Raw genomic sequence first — 17,367 nt, forward strand, 5'->3', positions numbered from 1 at the left:
GCGGGCGGTGCAAGAGATCACCCAACTGCTGAGGGCGGCCCAGGCCGGCGATCGGGCAGCGGCGGACCAGGTGGTGGGGCGGCTGTACGCCGACCTCCAGCGCCTGGCCCGCAGCCGTCTGCGGCGATCCGGCAACCTGACCCTGCTCGATACCCAGGCGCTGGTGCACGAAGCCTGGCTGCGCCTGGATGGCGTGCCGGGGGCCGACTTCCCGGACCGGCGCCACTTTCTGGCCTATGTGGCGCGGGCCATGCGCAGCGTGGTGATCGACCTGGTGCGTGCCCGGCAGACCGAGCGACGCGGCGGTGGCGCGCCAGCCTTGACGCTGAACACCGCCGTGGCTGAACTGGCCCCGCAGGACGAGGAACACGTGCTGCGCGTGCATGAGGCGCTGGAGGAGCTGGCGCAACTGGAGCCGCGACTGGCCCAGGTCGTGGAGATGCGCTACTTCGGCGGCTTGCTGGAGCAGGAAATCGCCCAGGTACTGAACGTGACCGAGCGCACCGTGCAGCGCGACTGGCAAAAAGCCCGGCTCTTCCTTGCCATGAGTCTCAAGACATGACCGCGATCACCAAGGAACGCTGGCTGGTGCTGAGCCCGCTGCTCGACGAACTGCTGGATCTGGGCGCCGATGCCCGCGCCCTGCGCCTGGAGGCGCTGTCGCAGCAAGATGCCGCACTGGCCGACGAGCTGCGCACTCTGCTGCAGCAGGAGCAGGCGCTGGACGACGGAGGCTTCCTGGAGCGCCCCGTGGTCGATGCCCTGCACCTGGAGGCCCCTCCCGAGAGCCCCGTCCAGGAAGGCCTGACGATCGGTCCCTACCGACTGGAGCGGGAGCTGGGCCAAGGCGGCATGGGCAGCGTCTGGACCGCGCAGCGCGTGGACGGACGCTTCGAGGGCCGTGTCGCGGTGAAGTTCCTCCGGGCTGGCCTGTTCGCGGCGGGCGACGCTGGTCGTTTCGCGCGCGAGGGGCAGATCCTGGCGCGCCTGTCGCACCCGCATATCGCCCGGCTGCTGGACGCCGGCGTGGTGCAGGGCCAGCCCTATCTGGTGCTGGAGCATGTGGATGGTCAGCCCATCGACGCCTATTGCCGAGAGCACGGCCTCGGCATCGAGGCGCGGGTTCGGCTCTTCCTTGACGTGCTGGCCGCGGTGGGCCATGCGCATGCCCGCCTCATCCTGCATCGCGACCTCAAGCCCAGCAACATCCTCGTCACCCGCGACGGCGAGGTGAAGCTGCTGGACTTCGGCATTGCCAAGCTGCTGGACGACGCGGGGCAGGGCACCGCGCACACCGAGCTGACGCAACTGGCCGGTCATGCCTACACACCGCAATATGCGGCGCCTGAGCAGGTACAGCAGTCCGAAGTGACGACGGCGACGGATGTCTATGCGCTGGGCGTGCTGCTCTATCAGCTGCTGGGGGGCGGCCACCCGACGGCCGCCGACACACAGATGCGGCTGGATCTGCTCAAAGCCGTGGTCGAGCAGGTGCCGCGCCGGCTTTCAGAGGCAGCGCGGCAAGGTGACGACCCTCAATTCGCCCGCCAGGCTCGCCAACTGCGTGGTGACCTGGACACCATCGTCGCCAAGGCACTGAAGAAGCTGCCGGCCGAGCGCTATCCCAACGCCGAGGCCCTGTCCGACGACCTGCAGCGCTGGCTGTTGCACGAACCCATCGGCGCCCGGCCGGACAGCCGGTGGTACGTCGTGGGCCGCTTCGTGCGGCGCCATCGGTTGGCGGTTGGGGCGGGCGCGGCAGCGGTGCTGGTCCTGCTGGCGTCCACCACCGTCAGCCTGTTGCAGGCCCGGCGCGCCGAGGATGCGGAACAGCAGGCGCAGGCGCGGCGCCAGCAAGCGGACGATCTGCTGAGCTTCATGCTGGGCGAGTTCGCCGACAAGCTCAGACCGATCGGGCGCCTGGAGCTGCTGGACAGCATTGGCAGCCGCGCACTCAGTCATCTGGCGAGCGACGCGCCCACCCAGGCCGGCGAGCGCCTGAACCGGGCCAAGGCCTTGACCGTCATTGGCGAGGTGCGGGTCACGCGGCGCGAGCTGGGTACTGCACTGGAGCCGCTCAATGCCGCCCGCGAGCTCCTGGCCGGCGATCCGCCCGAGCAGGGGCTGACAGGCGCCTGGCGCAAGGCTCAGGGGGCAGCGGCTTTCTGGGCCGGCCAGGTGCACAGCCTGCAGCGCGAGGTCGGTGCAGCCCAGAAGGCCTGGGAAGACTACCGTGCGTTCAGCCAGGCGTGGCTGAAGGAGGCGCCGGAGGACCAGGAGGCCATGATGGAGCTGTCCTACGCCCACACCAACCTGGGCGTCATGGCGCTGGAGAGCGGACGACTGGCGGAGGCCGCACAGGCGTTCGAGGGGTCGGTCGACCTGAAACGCCAGGCGTTGCCCGGTGCGCCGGGCGAGAAGCGTGACCAGGCCCTGTCCGACCTGGCCGGCAGCCTCAGTTGGCTGGGACAGGCCCGGCTGTGGCGGGGCGAGCTGGAGCCGGCGCTCTCGACCTTTCGAGAGGCACTCGAATTGCTGGCGCCGCAGCGCCGTGCCCGGCCCGCGGATGCCCCGGCCGCCAACAAGGAGGCCATCCTGAACCGCTGGCTGGCCGAGACCTTGTTCGCACTCGGTCGGCCCGCCGAGGCCGCCGAGGCCTTGCGTGTCGCGCAGGACCGCTTCGCGGAGCTGATTGCGCGGGACGCCTCCAACCGGGTCTGGCCCAGCGAAGCACTGATCACGCAGTTGCTGGCGCTGGAGGTGGCCCCGCCGCCCCGTTCGCAGCTGCAGTCCCTGTTGCCCGCACTTGGGCAGCAACTCGATCAATTGGAGCAAGCCGGCGGTGCCGCCGGTAAGGTGCGCCGCCTGCCCGACCGTACCCGCTGGGCGCTGTTGACGCTGGCGGCGGCATCGCCGGGGAACCGAGCGGAGGCGGCTGCGCAGGTCGAAGGCGTGAGGGATCGCCTGCGTGAGGCACTGGTCGCGCGCCCCGGACAACTCCGACTGGCTCGGGCGCTGGCAAAGATTGACGATGTGCTCCTGCGGGGCGCCACCAGCAGCCTCGCGCTGGATCGCCACAGCTGCGACCTGGTGCAGGCGGATCTGGACCTGTTGCGCGAGCTGGTCCAGGCGGACCCATTGGTCACGGCTGTCTTGAAGGCCGCCGCGGCCTGCGTTCCCAACGTCGCGCGCGCAGGTGTGGCGAATTTCCGCGAAACGGCAGGCTCGAGCCGCTGACCGCCACGGTGCTGCGGGACTCAGCTGTTAGCTTTCCCGATTGTCGCCACTCACAGTGCTTTCCGTCATGACCACCACCTACTACGTCAAAGCCCAAGCCGACGGTTTGTTTGCTGCCTGCAGCTACTTCACTGACCCGGAGTGCAAGGAACCCGTGAAGGGCAGCCGGCTGGTGATCCCGCCGACCGCGGATGCCTGCGAAATTGCGGAGGCGCAGGGCTCTGAGCTGGCCTTGCTCGGCGCGGCCTACAAAACCCTGGGCCATGAGGCCGTGATGACCGATCACAACTTCAATGCCGCCGTTGCTGGCGCGGTCAGTGTGGGCATGCCGACCACATCGATCGTGACCAAAGGTGTGATCCTCATCTTCTCGGACCGCGGCACCGTCAAGACGCTCTATCCGAGCGATGACCCGGAGGTCACGAACGGCGAGCAGTGAGCCCGGACCTGCGCGCCGCTCAGGCCAGCCGCTGGTAGCGCTTGCGCAGGAAATCCGCCGCCAGGCTGACGTCGCCGCCAACTCGCTCTCCGATGTAGAGCTCCTGGCGGCGCTCGGCGATCTGGGCACGCAGGCGCGCGGCCATGATGTCCAGCGGACGCATGCCGCCCACCTCGGCGCGCTCGACGGCAATGCGCAGTTCGTGCATCTGCTGTGCATGCAGCATGGTCGTTTGCGCCTGGACGATGCGGATGCGGCCTTGCACCATGTGTTCGCACAGACCCAGCCAAGCGCGTACGGCGTCGGCGGGGCCGCCGATGACTTTCTCGGGCAACTCTCCGGCGGCGAGCAGCAAGGCTTCAAGCCTTGAACGGTCGCCGCTGGCGTAGGCGTCGTTGACCACCATCATGCGCTGTTCGCAGACTTCGCGCTCCGGGCCGGAAGGCGCCAGGTCGGGGTGAAAGCGCATGGCCGCACGCCGGTACAGCGTCTTCAGGCTGGGCGGCGGCAGGTCGGTCGTCGGGCCGGTGGGTTCGGGTGGCAGCGGTGTCGCTTCCGGCAGGGCCGGGACGTCGGGCCAGGCCTTGGCTCGCGGCGAAGTCGACGCCGGTGCATCCACGCCCTGGCGTTGCAGGGCTTCGGACAACAGCGCCGTGGCTTGGTGGAGCTGGGCCTCCAATTCGTCGAGCTCGCGCATCAGAGGACCGAGGGCCTCGAGGTAGCGTTGGCGAAAGCCCAGCAGCTTGGCGCGGGCGCCGTCGTGGTCGGCCTCCAGCACAGCGAGATAGCGCTGCAGGTCCTGCAGTTGTTCGCGCCGCCGCGTCAGCTCGTGCCTTGTGATCGCCCTGCTCGCCATGGGCTGCCATTCTGCCTGCGCCAGATGTAGGAACGGCCCGAGAAGTGCGACTTCTCGGGCCGTTGAGTACCGGATTTACCCGGCTATTGCTGTGATGCAGCCGAGGCCGGCGCCTCGCTGATGCTGGCCGCCGCTTCTGCCGGCATCACAGCAGCGGCACCGGCATGCGTAGGCTCAGGCGGCTGGCTGCCGGACGTCATCGGGAGCAGCGGCACGATGAGCAGGGCCACGATGTTGATGATCTTGATCAGAGGGTTCACGGCCGGGCCGGCGGTGTCCTTGTAGGGGTCGCCCACGGTGTCGCCGGTGACGGCGGCCTTGTGCGCCTCGCTGCCCTTGCGGTGCACAACACCCTTGTCATCCGTGAAGCCTTCTTCGATCAGCTTCTTGGCGTTGTCCCATGCGCCGCCGCCGGTGCACATGGAGATGCCCACGAAGAGGCCGGTCACGATGGTGCCCATCAGCAGGCCGCCCAGCGCCGCCGGGCCCAGCGTCATGCCGACGATGATGGGTGCGGCCACCGGCAGCAGCGACGGGACGATCATTTCCTTGATGGCGGCCGTGGTCAGCATGTCCACCGCGGCGCCGTACTCGGGCTTGCGCTGACCAGCCATGATGGCTCCGTCGGCGAACTGCTTGCGCACCTCCACGACGACGGCACCGGCGGCGCGGCCCACGGCCTCCATCGCCATGGCGCCGAACAGATAGGGGATCAGGCCGCCGATGAAGAGACCCAGAATGACCTTGTGGTCCGACAGGCTGAAGTCGACGTGCATGCCGCGGGCCTCCAGCGCATGCGTGTAGTCAGCGAACAGCACCAGGGCCGCCAGACCGGCCGAGCCGATGGCATAGCCCTTCGTGACGGCCTTGGTGGTGTTGCCCACGGCATCCAGCGGATCGGTCACGTCGCGCACGCTGTCAGGCAGCTCGCTCATCTCGGCGATGCCGCCGGCGTTGTCGGTGATGGGGCCGTAGGCGTCCAGCGCCACGATGATGCCGGCCATGCTCAACATGGACGTGGCGGCGACGGCGATACCGTAGAGGCCAGCCATGGCGTAGGCCGAGTAGATGGCCGCGCAGACGAACAGCACCGGCCATGCGGTCGACTTCATCGACACGCCCAGGCCGGCGATCACGTTGGTGCCGTGGCCGGTGGTGGAGGCCTGCGCCACGTGCTGCACCGGGTGGTACTGGGTGCCGGTGTAGTACTCGGTGATCCAGACCATGGCGGCCGTCAGCACCAGGCCGACGGTGCAGGCGCCGAACAGCGCCATCGCGCTTGTCTTGGCGCCGCCAACCAGCTCGATCTCGCCGGGGAACATGGCCTTGGTGACGAAGAAGAAAGCAATCAGGCTCAGCACGCCGGCCACGATCAGGCCCTTGTACAGCGCCGGCATCACGTTCTTCATGCCGGGGCTGGCCTTGACGAAGAAGCAGCCGATGATGGAGGCGATGATCGACACGCCGCCCAGCGCCAGCGGATAGACGACGCCGGCCATGGCGCTTGAACCCGTGACCATCAGCGCACCCAGCGCCATCGCGGCGATCAGCGTGACGGCGTAGGTCTCGAACAGGTCGGCGGCCATGCCGGCGCAGTCGCCGACGTTGTCGCCCACGTTGTCAGCGATGACGGCGGGGTTGCGCGGATCGTCCTCGGGGATGCCTGCCTCGACCTTGCCGACGAGGTCGGCGCCCACGTCGGCGCCCTTCGTGAAGATGCCGCCGCCCAGGCGCGCGAAGATGGAGATGAGGGAGGAGCCGAACGCCAGGCCCAGCATGGGCTTGAGGGTCGCGCTGTCATGCCCGCCGCCAATGGCCATGTAAAAGCCGCCCACGCCCAGCAGGCCCAGGCCCACCACCAGCATGCCGGTGATGGCGCCCCCCTTGAAGGCCACGTCCAGCGCCGGACCGATGCCCTTGGACGCCGCCTGTGCGGTGCGCACGTTGGCGCGCACCGAGATGTTCATGCCGATGAAGCCGCAGATGCCCGAGAGCACTGCGCCGACGACGAAGCCGATGGCCGTCGTCGTGCCCAGGCCCGAAACCGCGATCGCGATGGCCAGCACCACGCCGACCATGCCGATGGTCCGGTACTGCCGGCCCAGGTAGGCCGCAGCCCCCTGCTGGATCGCCGTGGCGATCTCCTGCATGCGGGCGTTGCCCGCATCCTGGCTCAGGATCCAGCTTCGTTGAATGAAGCCGTAAAGAACGGCCGCGAGGCCGCAGGCCAGCGCGAAATACAGCGCCACTTCCGTCGACATGTATGAGTCTCCTGTTTCAGCGTGTGATCCATGGCCCCGGGGCAGGGTGTGCCTGGGCTGGGCGACTGAGCTTAAGGGGCGGTTTTGACGCCCGGGTTGCGCGTTTACCAGCGTTGTGCGGGAAATCTAGAATGCGGGTTTTCCTTAGCCATCAAAACGACCATGAGCCTGCACAACGTGTCCCCTGGCGCCAAGGCGCCCGACGAGTTCAACGTCATCATCGAGATCCCGATGAATGCCGATCCGATCAAGTACGAGGTCGACAAGGAGACCGGTGCGCTGTTCGTCGACCGGTTCCTGACCACGCCGATGTACTACCCCTGCAACTATGGGTACATCCCCAGGACGCTGGCGGACGACGGTGATCCGGTGGACGTGCTGGTGATCACCCCTTTCGCGCTGACGCCCGGCGTCGTCGTGACCTGCCGGCCGCTGGGCGTGCTGATGATGGACGACGAGGCGGGCGGCGACGCCAAGCTGCTGGCCGTGCCGACCAGCAAGATCCTGCCGATGTACGACCACTGGCAGAAGATCGAGGACGTGAACCCCGCCCGCCGTGCGGCCATCCAGCACTTCTTCGAGCACTACAAGGACCTGGAGAAGGGCAAGTGGGTCAAGGTCAAGGGCTGGGAAGGCGTGGACGCCGCCAAGCGGGAGATCACCGAGGGCATGGCCAACTACAAGGCCTGACCGGGTCTCCTTCGCCCCTGCTCAAGACGCCGCATCCGCGGCGTCTTTTGCTTTGAAGGGCACGTGTTCGCCCAGCTCGCCGATATATCCCGCCATCGCCTCGCCCTCGCGCGCCAGAAAATCGCCTACGGCGTCGGCGAAGGAAGGATGGGCCAGCCAGTGGCTGGAAGCGGTCGGCGTGGGCATCAGGCCGCGGGCCATCTTGTGCTCGCCCTGGGCACCGCCTTCGAAGCGCTCGTAGCCGTGGTCGATGCACCAGGCCAGCGGCTGGTAGTAGCAGGCGTCGAAGTGCAGGTTGGGAATGTGCTCAGTCGCCCCCCAGTAGCGGCCGAACGCAGCGCGGCGCTCGGGGTCCAGCGCGATCAGCGAGGTTCCCACGGGCCCGCCGGCGCGGCGGGCCGTGAACATCAGCCAGTGCTCGGGCATGTCCACGGCCATGCGGGCGAAGAAGTCGCGGCTGAGATAGGGGGTGCTTCGGTGCTCGCGGTAGGTCTGCTGGTAGCAGCGATAGAAGTAATCCCAGTCCTCGGGCCGGATGTCTCGGCCCAGGCGCGCCTCGAAGACGATGCCCGCCTCGCGCACGCGGCGCTGTTCCTGCTGGATCTTCTTGCGTTTGTCGCGCTGCAGGCGGGCGAGGAAGCCGGCGAAGTCGGCATCGCCCTCGGCCATCCAGTGGAACTGCACACCTCTGCGGGCCATGCAGCCTGCGGCCGCCAGCGCCGCCTGGTCGGCATCGTCGCCGAATAGCACGTGCAGGGACGAGGCCTCGGTCTCTCGCGCCAGCGCGCGCAAGGCCTGGGCCAGCATCGCCCGCGCCTCGTCATTCACGGCCAGCAGCCGGCTGCCGGGCACCGGCGTGAAGGGCACGGCCACCAGCAGCTTGGGGTAATAGCTCAGCCCATGGCGGTGGTAGGCCTCCGCCCAGGCCCAGTCGAACACGTATTCGCCATAGCTGTGCGACTTCAGCCAGGCCGGACAGGCCGCCAGCAGCATGTCGCCGCGCCACAGCGAGACGAACTGCGGCTGCCACCCCGTGGCCGTGACGGCGCTGCCGCTGGCGTGCAGGGCGCGCAGATAGGCCAGACGCATGAAGGGCGTGGGCCGAGCCTGGGCGCGGAGCAGGGCGTCCCAATGGCTTTCGGGCAGAGCTTCGGGTGAGTCGTCGACCCGAATGACAATGCCGGTCTCCCGTTCTGAATCGCTGTCGCCCATGCCCTCGCCTTTGAAGATTGCCCTGGCCCAGATGAACGTCGTCGTTGGCGATCTGGTGGGCAATGCGGACCGCATCATGGCCCAAGCGCGCGCGGCGCATGCCGCTGGGGTTGATCTGCTCGTCACGCCCGAGCTCGCGCTGTGTGGCTACCCGCCGGAAGATTTGCTGCTGCGCCCGGCGTTTCTCTCCGCCTGCGACGAGCAACTGCGCCGCATCGCCACTGAGCTGGTTGCGCTGCCGGGTCTGCAGGTCGTCGTCGGGCATCCGGCGGCGCGCGAAGACGGCGTGGTGCGTGAGCGCAGCTGGTCTTTGCCACCCTGCCTGAACGCGGCCTCGGTGCTGGCCGGCGGTCGCGTGACGCAGACCTATGCCAAGCGCGAGCTGCCCAACTACCAGGTCTTCGACGAGCGGCGCTACTTCTATTCCGGACGGGACGCGGGGCTGGCCCCGGTCGTCTTCGACGTGCGGGGGCTCAAGGTCGGCCTGCTGATCTGTGAGGACGCCTGGTTCGACGAGCCTGCTGCCGCAGCCCAGGCAGCGGGCGCCGAGCTGCTGTGCGTCATCAACGCGTCGCCCTTCCATGTCGGCAAGGTCGAGGAGCGCGAAGCCCGCATGTCTGAGCGTGCCCGCGCCTCGGGCCTGCCGCTGGTCTATGCCCATCTCGTCGGGGGGCAGGACGAGATGGTCTTCGACGGCACGTCCTTCGCCGTGCAGGCAGATGGCACGCTGGCCGCGCGGGCGCCGATGTTCGAGGAGGCCCTGGCCGTCATCGAGGTCGACGCGGCCCGGCGCCTGGCCGGCCACATCGCACCCGAGCTCGAGATGGAAGCCCAGGTCTGGCAGGCCCTGGTGGTCGGCGTCCGCGACTACCTCGGCAAGAACGGGTTCCCCGGAGCCATCCTGGGCCTGTCCGGTGGCATCGATTCGGCCCTGGTGCTGGCCATCGCCGTCGACGCGCTGGGCGCCGACAAGGTGCGGGCAGTCATGATGCCGTCCCCGTACACGGCCGACATCTCCTGGATAGACGCCCGGGACATGGCGGCGCGCCTCAATGTGCGATACGACGAGATGAGCATCGTGCCGATGTTCGACGCCTTCAACGCGGTGCTTGCGAACGAGTTCAAGGGGCTGCCCCTGGACGCCACCGAGGAGAACATCCAGGCGCGCGTCCGCGGCACGCTGCTGATGGCCTTGTCCAACAAGTTCGGCAGCATCGTGCTGACGACCGGCAACAAGAGCGAGATGGCCACCGGCTACTGCACGCTCTACGGCGACATGGCGGGCGGCTTCGCTGTCATCAAGGACGTGGCCAAGACGCTGGTCTTCCGCCTCGCCCGCTGGCGCAACGCCCAGGGCGCCGAGATCATTCCGGATCGCATCATCACGCGCCCCCCGTCGGCCGAACTGCGCCCCGATCAGAAGGACGAGGACAGCCTGCCGCCGTATCCGGTGCTGGACGCCATTCTGGCGCGGTACATGGAGCAGGATCAGTCCATCGCCGAAATTGTTGCGGCCGGTTTCAAGCCCGAGGACGTCGAGCGCGTCACCCGGCTGATCAAGATCAACGAATACAAGCGCCGTCAGGCGCCGGTGGGCATACGCATCACCCATCGCGGCTTCGGCAGAGACTGGCGCTACCCGATCACGTCGAAGTTCCGTGCGTAAACTCGGACCAGTCAACCGGAGCCCGTCATGAAGCAGATCACCGCCATCATCAAACCATTCAAGCTCGACGAGGTCCGCGAGGCACTGGCCGAAGTGGGCGCCTCGGGGCTGACGGTCACCGAGGTCAAAGGCTTTGGCCGTCAGAAAGGCCACACCGAGCTATACCGCGGCGCCGAATACGTCGTCGACTTCCTGCCCAAGGTCAAGGTGGAAGTGGTCGTGAAGGACGACGAGGTCGATCGCTGCATCGACGCCATCCTCAAGGCCGCCAAGACCGGCAAGATCGGCGACGGCAAGATCTTCGTCGTGCCGGTCGAGCAGGTCATCCGCATCCGCACCGGCGAGACGGACGAAGCCGCCGTCTGACGTCTGACGCCCCTCCAGCGCCGGCCTCGGCCGGTCAGCCGGCGATGGGGCGCCGCAGGATCTTGTCCATCGCCTTCCCTTTGGCCAGTTCATCGACCAGCTTGTCCAGGTAGCGGATCTTCTGCATCAGTGGGTTGTCGATGTCTTCCACCCGGACACCGCAGACCACGCCCTTGATGAGGTGGGCTTCCGCAGACATCGCGGGTGCTTGATCGAAGAAGGTCCGGAAATCGCTGGCCTGCGCGATCTGGCGTTCCAGCCCGGCCTGGTCGTAGCCCGTCAGCCAGCGAATGATCTGGTCGACTTCCTGGGGTGTGCGGCCCTTGGCCTCGGCCTTGCGGATGTACAGCGGATAGACCTTCGCGAACCCCGTCGCGAAAATTCGATGCTCGGTCATCGCGCCTCCAGAGGCCTCATGCAGGCCTGGATTGTCGCGTCAGCGCAGGTGCTGCCAGACCGCCGCCCCCCAGATGCCCGCGGCCAGCACCAGGGCCATCAGCACGGCGGCGCTGGCGATGTCCTTGGCGCGCTTTGACAGCTCGTGCCGCTCGAACGAGACCCGGTCCACGACAGCCTCGATGGCGGAGTTCAGCAGTTCGACGATCAGCACCAGCAGCAGCGAGCCCAGCAGCAGCGCCGCCTGCTCCCAGGTCTTCGCCAGCCAGAACGTCAGTGGCGCGGCGATGACGCACAACCAGGTCTCCTGGCGGAAGGCGCTTTCGCCCGTGTAGGCGGCCTTGAGGCCGGCCCACGAGTAGCCAGCGGCGTGGATGATGCGATCCAGGCCGGTGCGGCCCTTGTGCGGGTTGCTCATGGGCGCACGGGGAGTTGGGTGATGACACGGGTGCCGGAAATGACATCGTGCAGGAAGAGTCGTTGCGGATGCAATCGCGCGACAAGCAGGTAGCCGGCAATGCCTGCGATCAGGCACCCCGTCAGCGCGGCGCCACCCTGCAGGCCCATGACCTTGAAACAGATCAGCGCCGGCAGGAACCACAGCCAGCTGAACATGTAGCGCAGCAGCGCGCGGACCCAACTCAGGGGCCGGCCCGCCACGTCGGTCACGCGCAGATGCCAGGTAGTCATCGCAAGCGTCTGGCCGGAGCGGGTCCAGAAACCCGCGAAGTACAGGCCTGGCACGACGAAATAGGCGATCGCCATCAACCCGAGGCGGCCATGCAGCGCATGATCCTGGCGGGTCAGTACCGAATAGAGAAACCCGGCGAAGAAGATGACGCCGAACAGCAGGGCGCCGTCATACAGGAAGGCCGCAAAGCGGCGCGCCAGGCCCGCAGGCTTGGTGTCGGTCTGGACCGGCACCGTCATGGAAGCGGTGCGGACGCGGGTGGCGGCGTCTTCTTCAGCGGCAACAGCGTGTGCGGGTCCAGCAGGCTGGGATCGGCCACCTTGGGGGGATTGACCGCTTGACGGCGAGGCTTGGCAAGCTCTCGCGTGATGAGCACCGTGGTCGCGCCGGGCTTGGCCTGGACGAGCGTGCTGGTCACCAGCGCCGGCGTCACCACCCGCGGCGGGGCGGGCGTGGCGCTGGACTTGGGAAGCGTTGCCGCCGGTTTGGGCGCACGAGCGGGGGCCTCCGCCAGGGCCTGGCGGCGGGCCATGGCTTTTTCGGCCAGTGCCTTGCGCTCCTCTTCGGGAAGCGCCTGGTAGGCCTCCCAGCGGGCTTGGCGCTGTTCAGCGGTCAATTGCCGGGAGACCTGGAAGCCGATGCGGGCGTTCAGCCGCTCCGTCCCACTCAGGAACGTCCAGTCGCGGATGCGGTCATGCACGCGCTTGATCTCTTCGCCGGACATCGTTGCCAGCGTCGGGGTTGCGCTCAGCCATTTGCTGCGCTGTGTGTCCGAGATCTCGGGCCAGTCGCGTTCCAGCGGTGCCAGCAGCGCCTGCTGCTTGGGGGTCAGGCCGCTCCAGGCGGCCGGAGGCACGCTGAGCGCGGACGGCGCGATCGGCTTGCTCAGCGGCCGGGACCGGCTGACGGGTTGTGCGGGCTGCGGGGCCGGGACGGCCACGCTGGCGGCAGGTTCCGGTGCAGAGGCTGCATCCCCGGCCTGCGCAAAAGCGGAAAACCCCGCTGCACTGAGCAGCAGGGCCATCGAAAGGCGGTAAAGGGCGGGTCGCGTCAGCTCGGCACGGGTCATGCGCATCCGGTCATTCTTCCGCATCTCTCAGAAATTCCGAGAAACCGGGGTCGGTGAATGCGGCTGGGGGCAAGGTGTCGCTGAGCAGCGCGGTGTCCACTTCGGCGGCCGCGGCGATCTGCTCGTTCTCCTGGCCCTGTTGCATCAAGAGCAGGCCAGCAGCCAGTGCAAGCATCGGCAAAGCGGAGATCAACATGGCCCACAGGCCGCCGCCACTGCGTCGGCTGGGGCCACCCAGGCCGCCGAATGGGCCGCCGCTCAGCGCCAGCGTGGACCCGTTTTGCACCACGATGGGATGGGCGATGGTCTGGGATTGGGACTGCGCTTGTGCGCTCGCGCGGGCTTGCGCTGCACGTGCGAGCGCCTGCTCGCGCGCGAAACGAAGGCGTTCGGAGACGTCGTGCGGCAACGCGGCACTGCGCTCGGTCAGGCTGGCGGCGACGCGCAGGCCGAAGCGTGTGACGCGGGCCTCCTGCTCGGAGGCAGGGGCGGAAAATTGTGACGACTTCATAAGGTGATCCCCTTCGCCTTGAGCACCTTCGCCAATGCATGAACCGCCCGGGAGCAGTGCGTTTTCACACTGCCCTCGGAGCAGCCCATCACGGAGGCAGTCTCGGCAACATCCAGTTCCTCCCAGTAACGCAGCAGGAAGGCTTCCCGTTGACGGGTCGGCAACTGTTCGACCTCTGACTCGATCCGTTGCAAGATTTGCGCCCGGCTCACCTCGTCGGCAGCGCTGAGGGCCCCCAGGGCGCCGTCCCGGGATTCCAGGATCTCCAGCAGGTCGAAATCGCCGTCGCCATCGCCGCCCTCGAAGTCCGACATGTTCGTGAAGACGGCATTGCGGGTCTTCTGACGACGGAAATGGTCCATCGTCGCGTTCGACAGGATGCGCTGGAACAGCAGCGGGAGCTCCGCCGCAGGGCGATCGAAATAGTTCTCGGCCAGCTTGATCATGGCGTCCTGCACGATGTCCAGCGCGGCATCGTCATCGCGGACAAGGTAGGCCGTGCGCTTGAAGGCGCGGCGGTCCACGGTGCGCAGGAAGTCGTTGAGTTCTTTGTCGGTGGCCAAGGCGGAAGGCGGGTCCGGACTGCAACACGGATTATGGCATTCGTCTGATACGAAGGCTCAGGCAATTTTGCTCGGCATAATAGCGATTCGCACAAAGAGTCAATGCTCTCTCCGTGGCCGCCCGACTGGGGCCCACCGGTTGACTGCGCAGGTTCCGAATCCGCCTCACGAGGGCGAGAAGAGGGGCACCAATGGTTTTTCGTTAGAGAAATTCACAGAGGTTCGAATATGGACATGTCTGCCGCGGAAATGAAGCGCGCCGCTCTGGCGCAGCCGCAATCCTCCTCCCCCAATTCCCCCACCGCGGAGCTCAACGGCTCCGAGATCCTCGTTCGTTGCCTGCAGGCCGAAGGGGTGCGCCATCTCTGGGGTTACCCCGGCGGCGCGGTGCTCTACATCTACGACGCCCTCTACAAGCAGGAGAGCATCCAGCACGTGCTGGTGCGCCATGAGCAGGCCGCCGTCCATGCTGCCGACGGCTTTGCCCGCGCGACCGGCGAAGTGGGCGTGGCGCTGGTCACCTCGGGGCCGGGCGTGACGAATGCCATCACCGGCATCGCTACCGCCTACATGGACTCGATCCCGATGGTCATCATCACGGGTCAGGTCCCCACGCCGGCGATCGGCCTGGACGCCTTTCAGGAATGCGACACGGTGGGCATCACGCGCCCGATCGTCAAGCACAACTTCCTCGTCAAGGACGTGCGCGACCTGGCGCTGACGCTGAAGAAGGCCTTCCACATTGCCCGCACCGGCCGCCCCGGCCCGGTTGTGGTGGACATCCCCAAGGATGTGTCGCTGGCCAAGACAACCTTCAGCTACCCGGATCGCATCGAGATGCGTTCCTACAACCCGGTCAAGAAGGGCCACAGCGGCCAGATCCGCAAGGCCGTGCAGTTGCTGCTGCAGGCCAAGCGGCCCTACATCTACACCGGCGGTGGCGTCATCCTCGGCGAAGCCGCTGCGGAGCTGCGCCAGCTCGTGGACCTGCTGGGCTTCCCCTGCACCAACACGCTGATGGGTTTGGGCGCCATGCCCGGCACCGACCCGCGCTTCCTCGGCATGCTCGGCATGCACGGCACCTACGAGGCCAACATGACCATGCAGCACTGTGACGTGCTGCTGGCCGTGGGGGCCCGTTTCGACGACCGCGTCATCGGCAATCCCAAGCACTTCGGTTCGGTGGAGCGCAAGATCATCCACGTGGACATCGACCCCTCGTCGATCTCCAAGCGCGTGCGCGTCGACATCCCCATCGTGGGCGACGTCAAGGACGTGCTTCAGGAGCTGATTGCTCAGCTGAAGGAGGCCCAGGGCCGCCCGGACGCCGATGCCGTCAACGCCTGGTGGAGCCAGATCAACGAATGGCGCCGCCGCGATTGCCTGGTCTACAAGGACTCCGACGAGGTCATCAAGCCGCAGATGGTGGTCGACACGCTGTGGAAGCTGACCCGTGGCCGCGACACCTACATCACGTCCGATGTGGGCCAGCACCAGATGTGGGCCGCGCAGTACTACAAGTTCGACGAGCCGCGCCGCTGGATCAATTCCGGTGGGCTGGGCACCATGGGTGTGGGCCTGCCCTACGCGATGGGCATCAAGCTTGCCAAGCCTGAGTCGGACGTGTTTTGCATCACCGGCGAGGGCAGCATCCAGATGTGCATTCAGGAGCTGTCGACCTGCTTCCAGTACAAGACGCCGGTCAAGATCGTCTCGCTGAACAACCGCTACCTGGGCATGGTGCGCCAGTGGCAGGAGCTCGACTACGAGGGCCGCTACTCGCACAGCTACATGGATGCGTTGCCCAACTTCGTGAAGCTGGCCGAGGCCTATGGCCACGTCGGCATCCTGGTCGAGAAGCCTGGTGACGTGGAAGGCGCGCTGAAGGAAGCGATGCGCCTGAAGGACCGCACCGTGTTCCTCGACATCCGTACCGATCCGACCGAGAACGTTTGGCCCATGGTCAAGGCGGGCAAGGGCATTTCGGAAATGCTGCTGGGCTCGGAAGACCTGTGAGCGACTGAAGCCGCAGGCTTTGGCGAGGGTTGCCGCCCTCGTCGAGGCCGGCGGTGGATGAAGTGCACAGCCGACGAAGGCAGAACTTCTTCAACGATTCGAATCCGCTGCCAAGGTCCGCCGGTTACCGCCGTCGGCACTGAAGAGCGCGAAGGACGATCCCCATGAAACACATCATTGCTTTGCTCATCGAGAACGAGCCGGGTGCGCTGTCGCGCGTCGTGGCCCTGTTCTCCGCCCGCGGCTACAACATCGAGAGCCTGACCGTGGCGCCGACGGAAGACGCGTCGCTGTCGCGCATGACCATCGTGACCACCGGGTCCGATGAAGTCATCGAGCAGATCACCAAGCACCTCAACCGCCTGATCGAGGTCGTCAAGGTCGTCGACCTGACCGAGGGCAACTACACGGAGCGCGAGCTGATGCTCATCAAGGTGCGCGCCGTCGGCAAGGAACGCGAGGAGATCAAGCGCACGGCCGACATCTTCCGCGGCCGCGTCATCGACGTGACCGAGAAGACCTACACGATCGAGCTGACCGGCGACGCCGGCAAGCTCGACGCCTTCATCGACGCGATCGACCGCGCGTCCATCCTCGAAACCGTACGGACGGGTGCCAGCGGCATCGGCCGCGGCGAGCGCATCCTGCGCGTCTGATCCGTTCTCACCCCCAACACATCACAGTTTTTTCCTGGAGCGACCCATCATGAACGTCTACTACGACAAGGACGCCGATCTCAGCCTCATCAAGGGCAAGAACGTCACCATCATCGGCTACGGCTCACAAGGCCACGCCCACGCGCAGAACCTGAACGACAGCGGCGTGAAAGTCACCGTCGCGCTGCGTCGCAATGGCGCGTCCTGGGCGAAGGCCGAAGGCGCTGGCCTGAAGGTCGCCGAGATCGCCGACGCCGTGAAGTCGGCCGACGTGGTCATGATCCTGCTGCCCGACGAGCAGATCGCCGACGTCTACAAGAACGAGGTCGAGCCCAACATCAAGCAGGGCGCGTCGCTGGTGTTCGCCCACGGCTTCAACGTGCACTACGGCCAGGTGCAGCCGCGCGCCGACCTGGACGTCTGGATGGTCGCGCCCAAGGCCCCCGGCCACACCGTTCGCAGCACCTACGCGCAAGGCGGCGGCGTGCCGCACCTCGTGGCCGTGCACCAGGACAAGACCGGCAAGGCGCGCGACCTCGCGCTGAGCTACGCCATGGCCAATGGCGGCGGCAAGGCCGGCATCATCGAGACCAACTTCCGCGAAGAGACCGAGACCGACCTGTTCGGCGAGCAGGCCGTGCTCTGCGGCGGCACCGTCGAGCTGATCAAGGCCGGTTTCGAGACGCTGACCGAAGCGGGCTACGCGCCCGAGATGGCGTACTTCGAGTGCCTGCACGA

General features: G+C 67.1%; 18 protein-coding genes. 9 read left to right on the plus strand and 9 right to left on the minus strand.

What is annotated here, in order from left to right:
- Positions 1 to 7: 7 nt before the first annotated feature.
- From VGF12_RS07510 to VGF12_RS07520, 3 genes are all read left to right on the plus strand, one after another.
- Positions 8 to 562: an ECF-type sigma factor gene (locus tag VGF12_RS07510; protein ID WP_331175418.1), complete on the plus strand. Its 555-nt coding sequence runs from the start codon at positions 8 to 10 to the stop codon at positions 560 to 562.
- Complete coding sequence (locus VGF12_RS07515) at positions 559 to 3,237, plus strand: serine/threonine-protein kinase (RefSeq protein WP_331175419.1); 2,679 nt, start codon at positions 559 to 561, stop codon at positions 3,235 to 3,237. The genes VGF12_RS07510 and VGF12_RS07515 overlap by 4 nt, the downstream gene beginning before the upstream one ends.
- A 67-nt stretch (positions 3,238 to 3,304) precedes the next feature.
- Positions 3,305 to 3,676: a hypothetical protein gene (locus tag VGF12_RS07520; protein ID WP_331175420.1), complete on the plus strand. Its 372-nt coding sequence runs from the start codon at positions 3,305 to 3,307 to the stop codon at positions 3,674 to 3,676.
- 19 nt (positions 3,677 to 3,695) lie between these two features.
- Here the strand turns inward: VGF12_RS07520 and VGF12_RS07525 are convergent, their stop codons facing one another.
- Positions 3,696 to 4,532: a J domain-containing protein gene (locus VGF12_RS07525; RefSeq protein WP_331175421.1), complete on the minus strand. Its 837-nt coding sequence runs from the start codon at positions 4,530 to 4,532 to the stop codon at positions 3,696 to 3,698.
- 83 nt (positions 4,533 to 4,615) lie between these two features.
- The gene (locus tag VGF12_RS07530; protein WP_331175422.1) at positions 4,616 to 6,793 is read right to left on the minus strand and encodes a sodium-translocating pyrophosphatase; all 2,178 of its coding nucleotides are present in this window, start codon (positions 6,791 to 6,793) and stop codon (positions 4,616 to 4,618) included.
- 162 nt (positions 6,794 to 6,955) lie between these two features.
- Here VGF12_RS07530 and ppa point away from each other — a divergent pair, with 162 nt between their 5' ends.
- Entirely contained in the window at positions 6,956 to 7,483 is a 528-nt protein-coding gene (ppa, locus tag VGF12_RS07535; protein ID WP_331175423.1) for an inorganic diphosphatase, read from the plus strand.
- Between the two features lie 21 nt (positions 7,484 to 7,504).
- On the opposite strand, the gene VGF12_RS07540 is transcribed toward ppa, so the two are convergent.
- Entirely contained in the window at positions 7,505 to 8,695 is a 1,191-nt protein-coding gene (locus VGF12_RS07540; protein ID WP_331175424.1) for a GNAT family N-acetyltransferase, read from the minus strand.
- On the opposite strand from VGF12_RS07540, the gene VGF12_RS07545 reads away from it, so the two are divergent.
- Both VGF12_RS07545 and VGF12_RS07550 read left to right on the plus strand, forming a co-directional pair.
- Positions 8,694 to 10,361 carry an NAD+ synthase gene (locus VGF12_RS07545; protein ID WP_331175425.1) on the plus strand — a complete coding sequence of 556 codons (1,668 nt, stop codon included), beginning with the start codon at positions 8,694 to 8,696 and terminating at the stop codon, positions 10,359 to 10,361. The two genes, VGF12_RS07540 and VGF12_RS07545, sit on opposite strands and share 2 nt — an antisense overlap.
- A 27-nt stretch (positions 10,362 to 10,388) precedes the next feature.
- On the plus strand, positions 10,389 to 10,727 hold the full coding sequence (locus VGF12_RS07550; protein WP_268151514.1) for a P-II family nitrogen regulator: 339 nt from the start codon (positions 10,389 to 10,391) through the stop codon (positions 10,725 to 10,727).
- A gap of 34 nt (positions 10,728 to 10,761) precedes the next feature.
- Here VGF12_RS07550 and VGF12_RS07555 read toward each other — a convergent pair whose 3' ends face one another.
- From VGF12_RS07555 to VGF12_RS07580, 6 genes are read right to left on the minus strand one after another with little or no spacing between them, the layout of a single operon-like run.
- The gene (locus VGF12_RS07555; RefSeq protein WP_331175426.1) at positions 10,762 to 11,124 is read right to left on the minus strand and encodes a DUF2200 domain-containing protein; all 363 of its coding nucleotides are present in this window, start codon (positions 11,122 to 11,124) and stop codon (positions 10,762 to 10,764) included.
- 39 nt (positions 11,125 to 11,163) lie between these two features.
- Positions 11,164 to 11,541: a diacylglycerol kinase gene (locus VGF12_RS07560; protein WP_331175427.1), complete on the minus strand. Its 378-nt coding sequence runs from the start codon at positions 11,539 to 11,541 to the stop codon at positions 11,164 to 11,166.
- Positions 11,538 to 12,053, minus strand: coding sequence for an RDD family protein (locus tag VGF12_RS07565; RefSeq protein WP_331175428.1), 516 nt, complete (start codon positions 12,051 to 12,053; stop codon positions 11,538 to 11,540). Before VGF12_RS07565 ends, VGF12_RS07560 begins: the two co-directional genes overlap by 4 nt.
- The gene (locus VGF12_RS07570) at positions 12,050 to 12,889 is read right to left on the minus strand and encodes a DUF3106 domain-containing protein (RefSeq protein WP_331175429.1); all 840 of its coding nucleotides are present in this window, start codon (positions 12,887 to 12,889) and stop codon (positions 12,050 to 12,052) included. Before VGF12_RS07570 ends, VGF12_RS07565 begins: the two co-directional genes overlap by 4 nt.
- A gap of 4 nt (positions 12,890 to 12,893) precedes the next feature.
- Positions 12,894 to 13,394 carry a DUF3619 family protein gene (locus VGF12_RS07575; protein WP_331175430.1) on the minus strand — a complete coding sequence of 167 codons (501 nt, stop codon included), beginning with the start codon at positions 13,392 to 13,394 and terminating at the stop codon, positions 12,894 to 12,896.
- On the minus strand, positions 13,391 to 13,957 hold the full coding sequence (locus VGF12_RS07580; RefSeq protein ID WP_331175431.1) for an RNA polymerase sigma factor: 567 nt from the start codon (positions 13,955 to 13,957) through the stop codon (positions 13,391 to 13,393). The genes VGF12_RS07575 and VGF12_RS07580 overlap by 4 nt, the downstream gene beginning before the upstream one ends.
- A 228-nt stretch (positions 13,958 to 14,185) precedes the next feature.
- Here VGF12_RS07580 and VGF12_RS07585 point away from each other — a divergent pair, with 228 nt between their 5' ends.
- From VGF12_RS07585 to ilvC, 3 genes are all read left to right on the plus strand, one after another.
- Complete coding sequence (locus VGF12_RS07585; protein ID WP_331175432.1) at positions 14,186 to 15,973, plus strand: acetolactate synthase 3 catalytic subunit; 1,788 nt, start codon at positions 14,186 to 14,188, stop codon at positions 15,971 to 15,973.
- Between the two features lie 164 nt (positions 15,974 to 16,137).
- Complete coding sequence (ilvN, locus tag VGF12_RS07590) at positions 16,138 to 16,629, plus strand: acetolactate synthase small subunit (RefSeq protein WP_293499358.1); 492 nt, start codon at positions 16,138 to 16,140, stop codon at positions 16,627 to 16,629.
- A 49-nt stretch (positions 16,630 to 16,678) separates the two neighbouring features.
- Positions 16,679 to 17,367 (plus strand): ketol-acid reductoisomerase (gene ilvC, locus VGF12_RS07595; protein WP_331175433.1); only part of this gene is annotated, 689 nt, incomplete at its 3' end.

This window comes from Roseateles sp., assembly GCF_036404855.1.
GTDB lineage: Bacteria > Pseudomonadota > Gammaproteobacteria > Burkholderiales > Burkholderiaceae_C > Pelomonas.

What these genes read in the sequence shown, in the direction of transcription:
- VGF12_RS07515 (WP_331175419.1), top strand. Translation starts at nt 559, where the DNA reads ATGACCGCGATCACCAAGGAACGCTGGCTGGTGCTGAGCCCGCTGCTC.
- VGF12_RS07520 (WP_331175420.1), top strand. Translation starts at nt 3,305, where the DNA reads ATGACCACCACCTACTACGTCAAAGCCCAAGCCGACGGTTTGTTTGCT.
- VGF12_RS07525 (WP_331175421.1), bottom strand. Translation starts at nt 4,532, where the DNA reads ATGGCGAGCAGGGCGATCACAAGGCACGAGCTGACGCGGCGGCGCGAA.
- VGF12_RS07530 (WP_331175422.1), bottom strand. Translation starts at nt 6,793, where the DNA reads ATGTCGACGGAAGTGGCGCTGTATTTCGCGCTGGCCTGCGGCCTCGCG.
- ppa (WP_331175423.1), top strand. Translation starts at nt 6,956, where the DNA reads ATGAGCCTGCACAACGTGTCCCCTGGCGCCAAGGCGCCCGACGAGTTC.
- VGF12_RS07545 (WP_331175425.1), top strand. Translation starts at nt 8,694, where the DNA reads ATGCCCTCGCCTTTGAAGATTGCCCTGGCCCAGATGAACGTCGTCGTT.
- VGF12_RS07540 (WP_331175424.1), bottom strand. Translation starts at nt 8,695, where the DNA reads ATGGGCGACAGCGATTCAGAACGGGAGACCGGCATTGTCATTCGGGTC.
- VGF12_RS07550 (WP_268151514.1), top strand. Translation starts at nt 10,389, where the DNA reads ATGAAGCAGATCACCGCCATCATCAAACCATTCAAGCTCGACGAGGTC.
- VGF12_RS07555 (WP_331175426.1), bottom strand. Translation starts at nt 11,124, where the DNA reads ATGACCGAGCATCGAATTTTCGCGACGGGGTTCGCGAAGGTCTATCCG.
- VGF12_RS07560 (WP_331175427.1), bottom strand. Translation starts at nt 11,541, where the DNA reads ATGAGCAACCCGCACAAGGGCCGCACCGGCCTGGATCGCATCATCCAC.
- VGF12_RS07565 (WP_331175428.1), bottom strand. Translation starts at nt 12,053, where the DNA reads ATGACGGTGCCGGTCCAGACCGACACCAAGCCTGCGGGCCTGGCGCGC.
- VGF12_RS07570 (WP_331175429.1), bottom strand. Translation starts at nt 12,889, where the DNA reads ATGCGCATGACCCGTGCCGAGCTGACGCGACCCGCCCTTTACCGCCTT.
- VGF12_RS07575 (WP_331175430.1), bottom strand. Translation starts at nt 13,394, where the DNA reads ATGAAGTCGTCACAATTTTCCGCCCCTGCCTCCGAGCAGGAGGCCCGC.
- VGF12_RS07585 (WP_331175432.1), top strand. Translation starts at nt 14,186, where the DNA reads ATGGACATGTCTGCCGCGGAAATGAAGCGCGCCGCTCTGGCGCAGCCG.
- ilvN (WP_293499358.1), top strand. Translation starts at nt 16,138, where the DNA reads ATGAAACACATCATTGCTTTGCTCATCGAGAACGAGCCGGGTGCGCTG.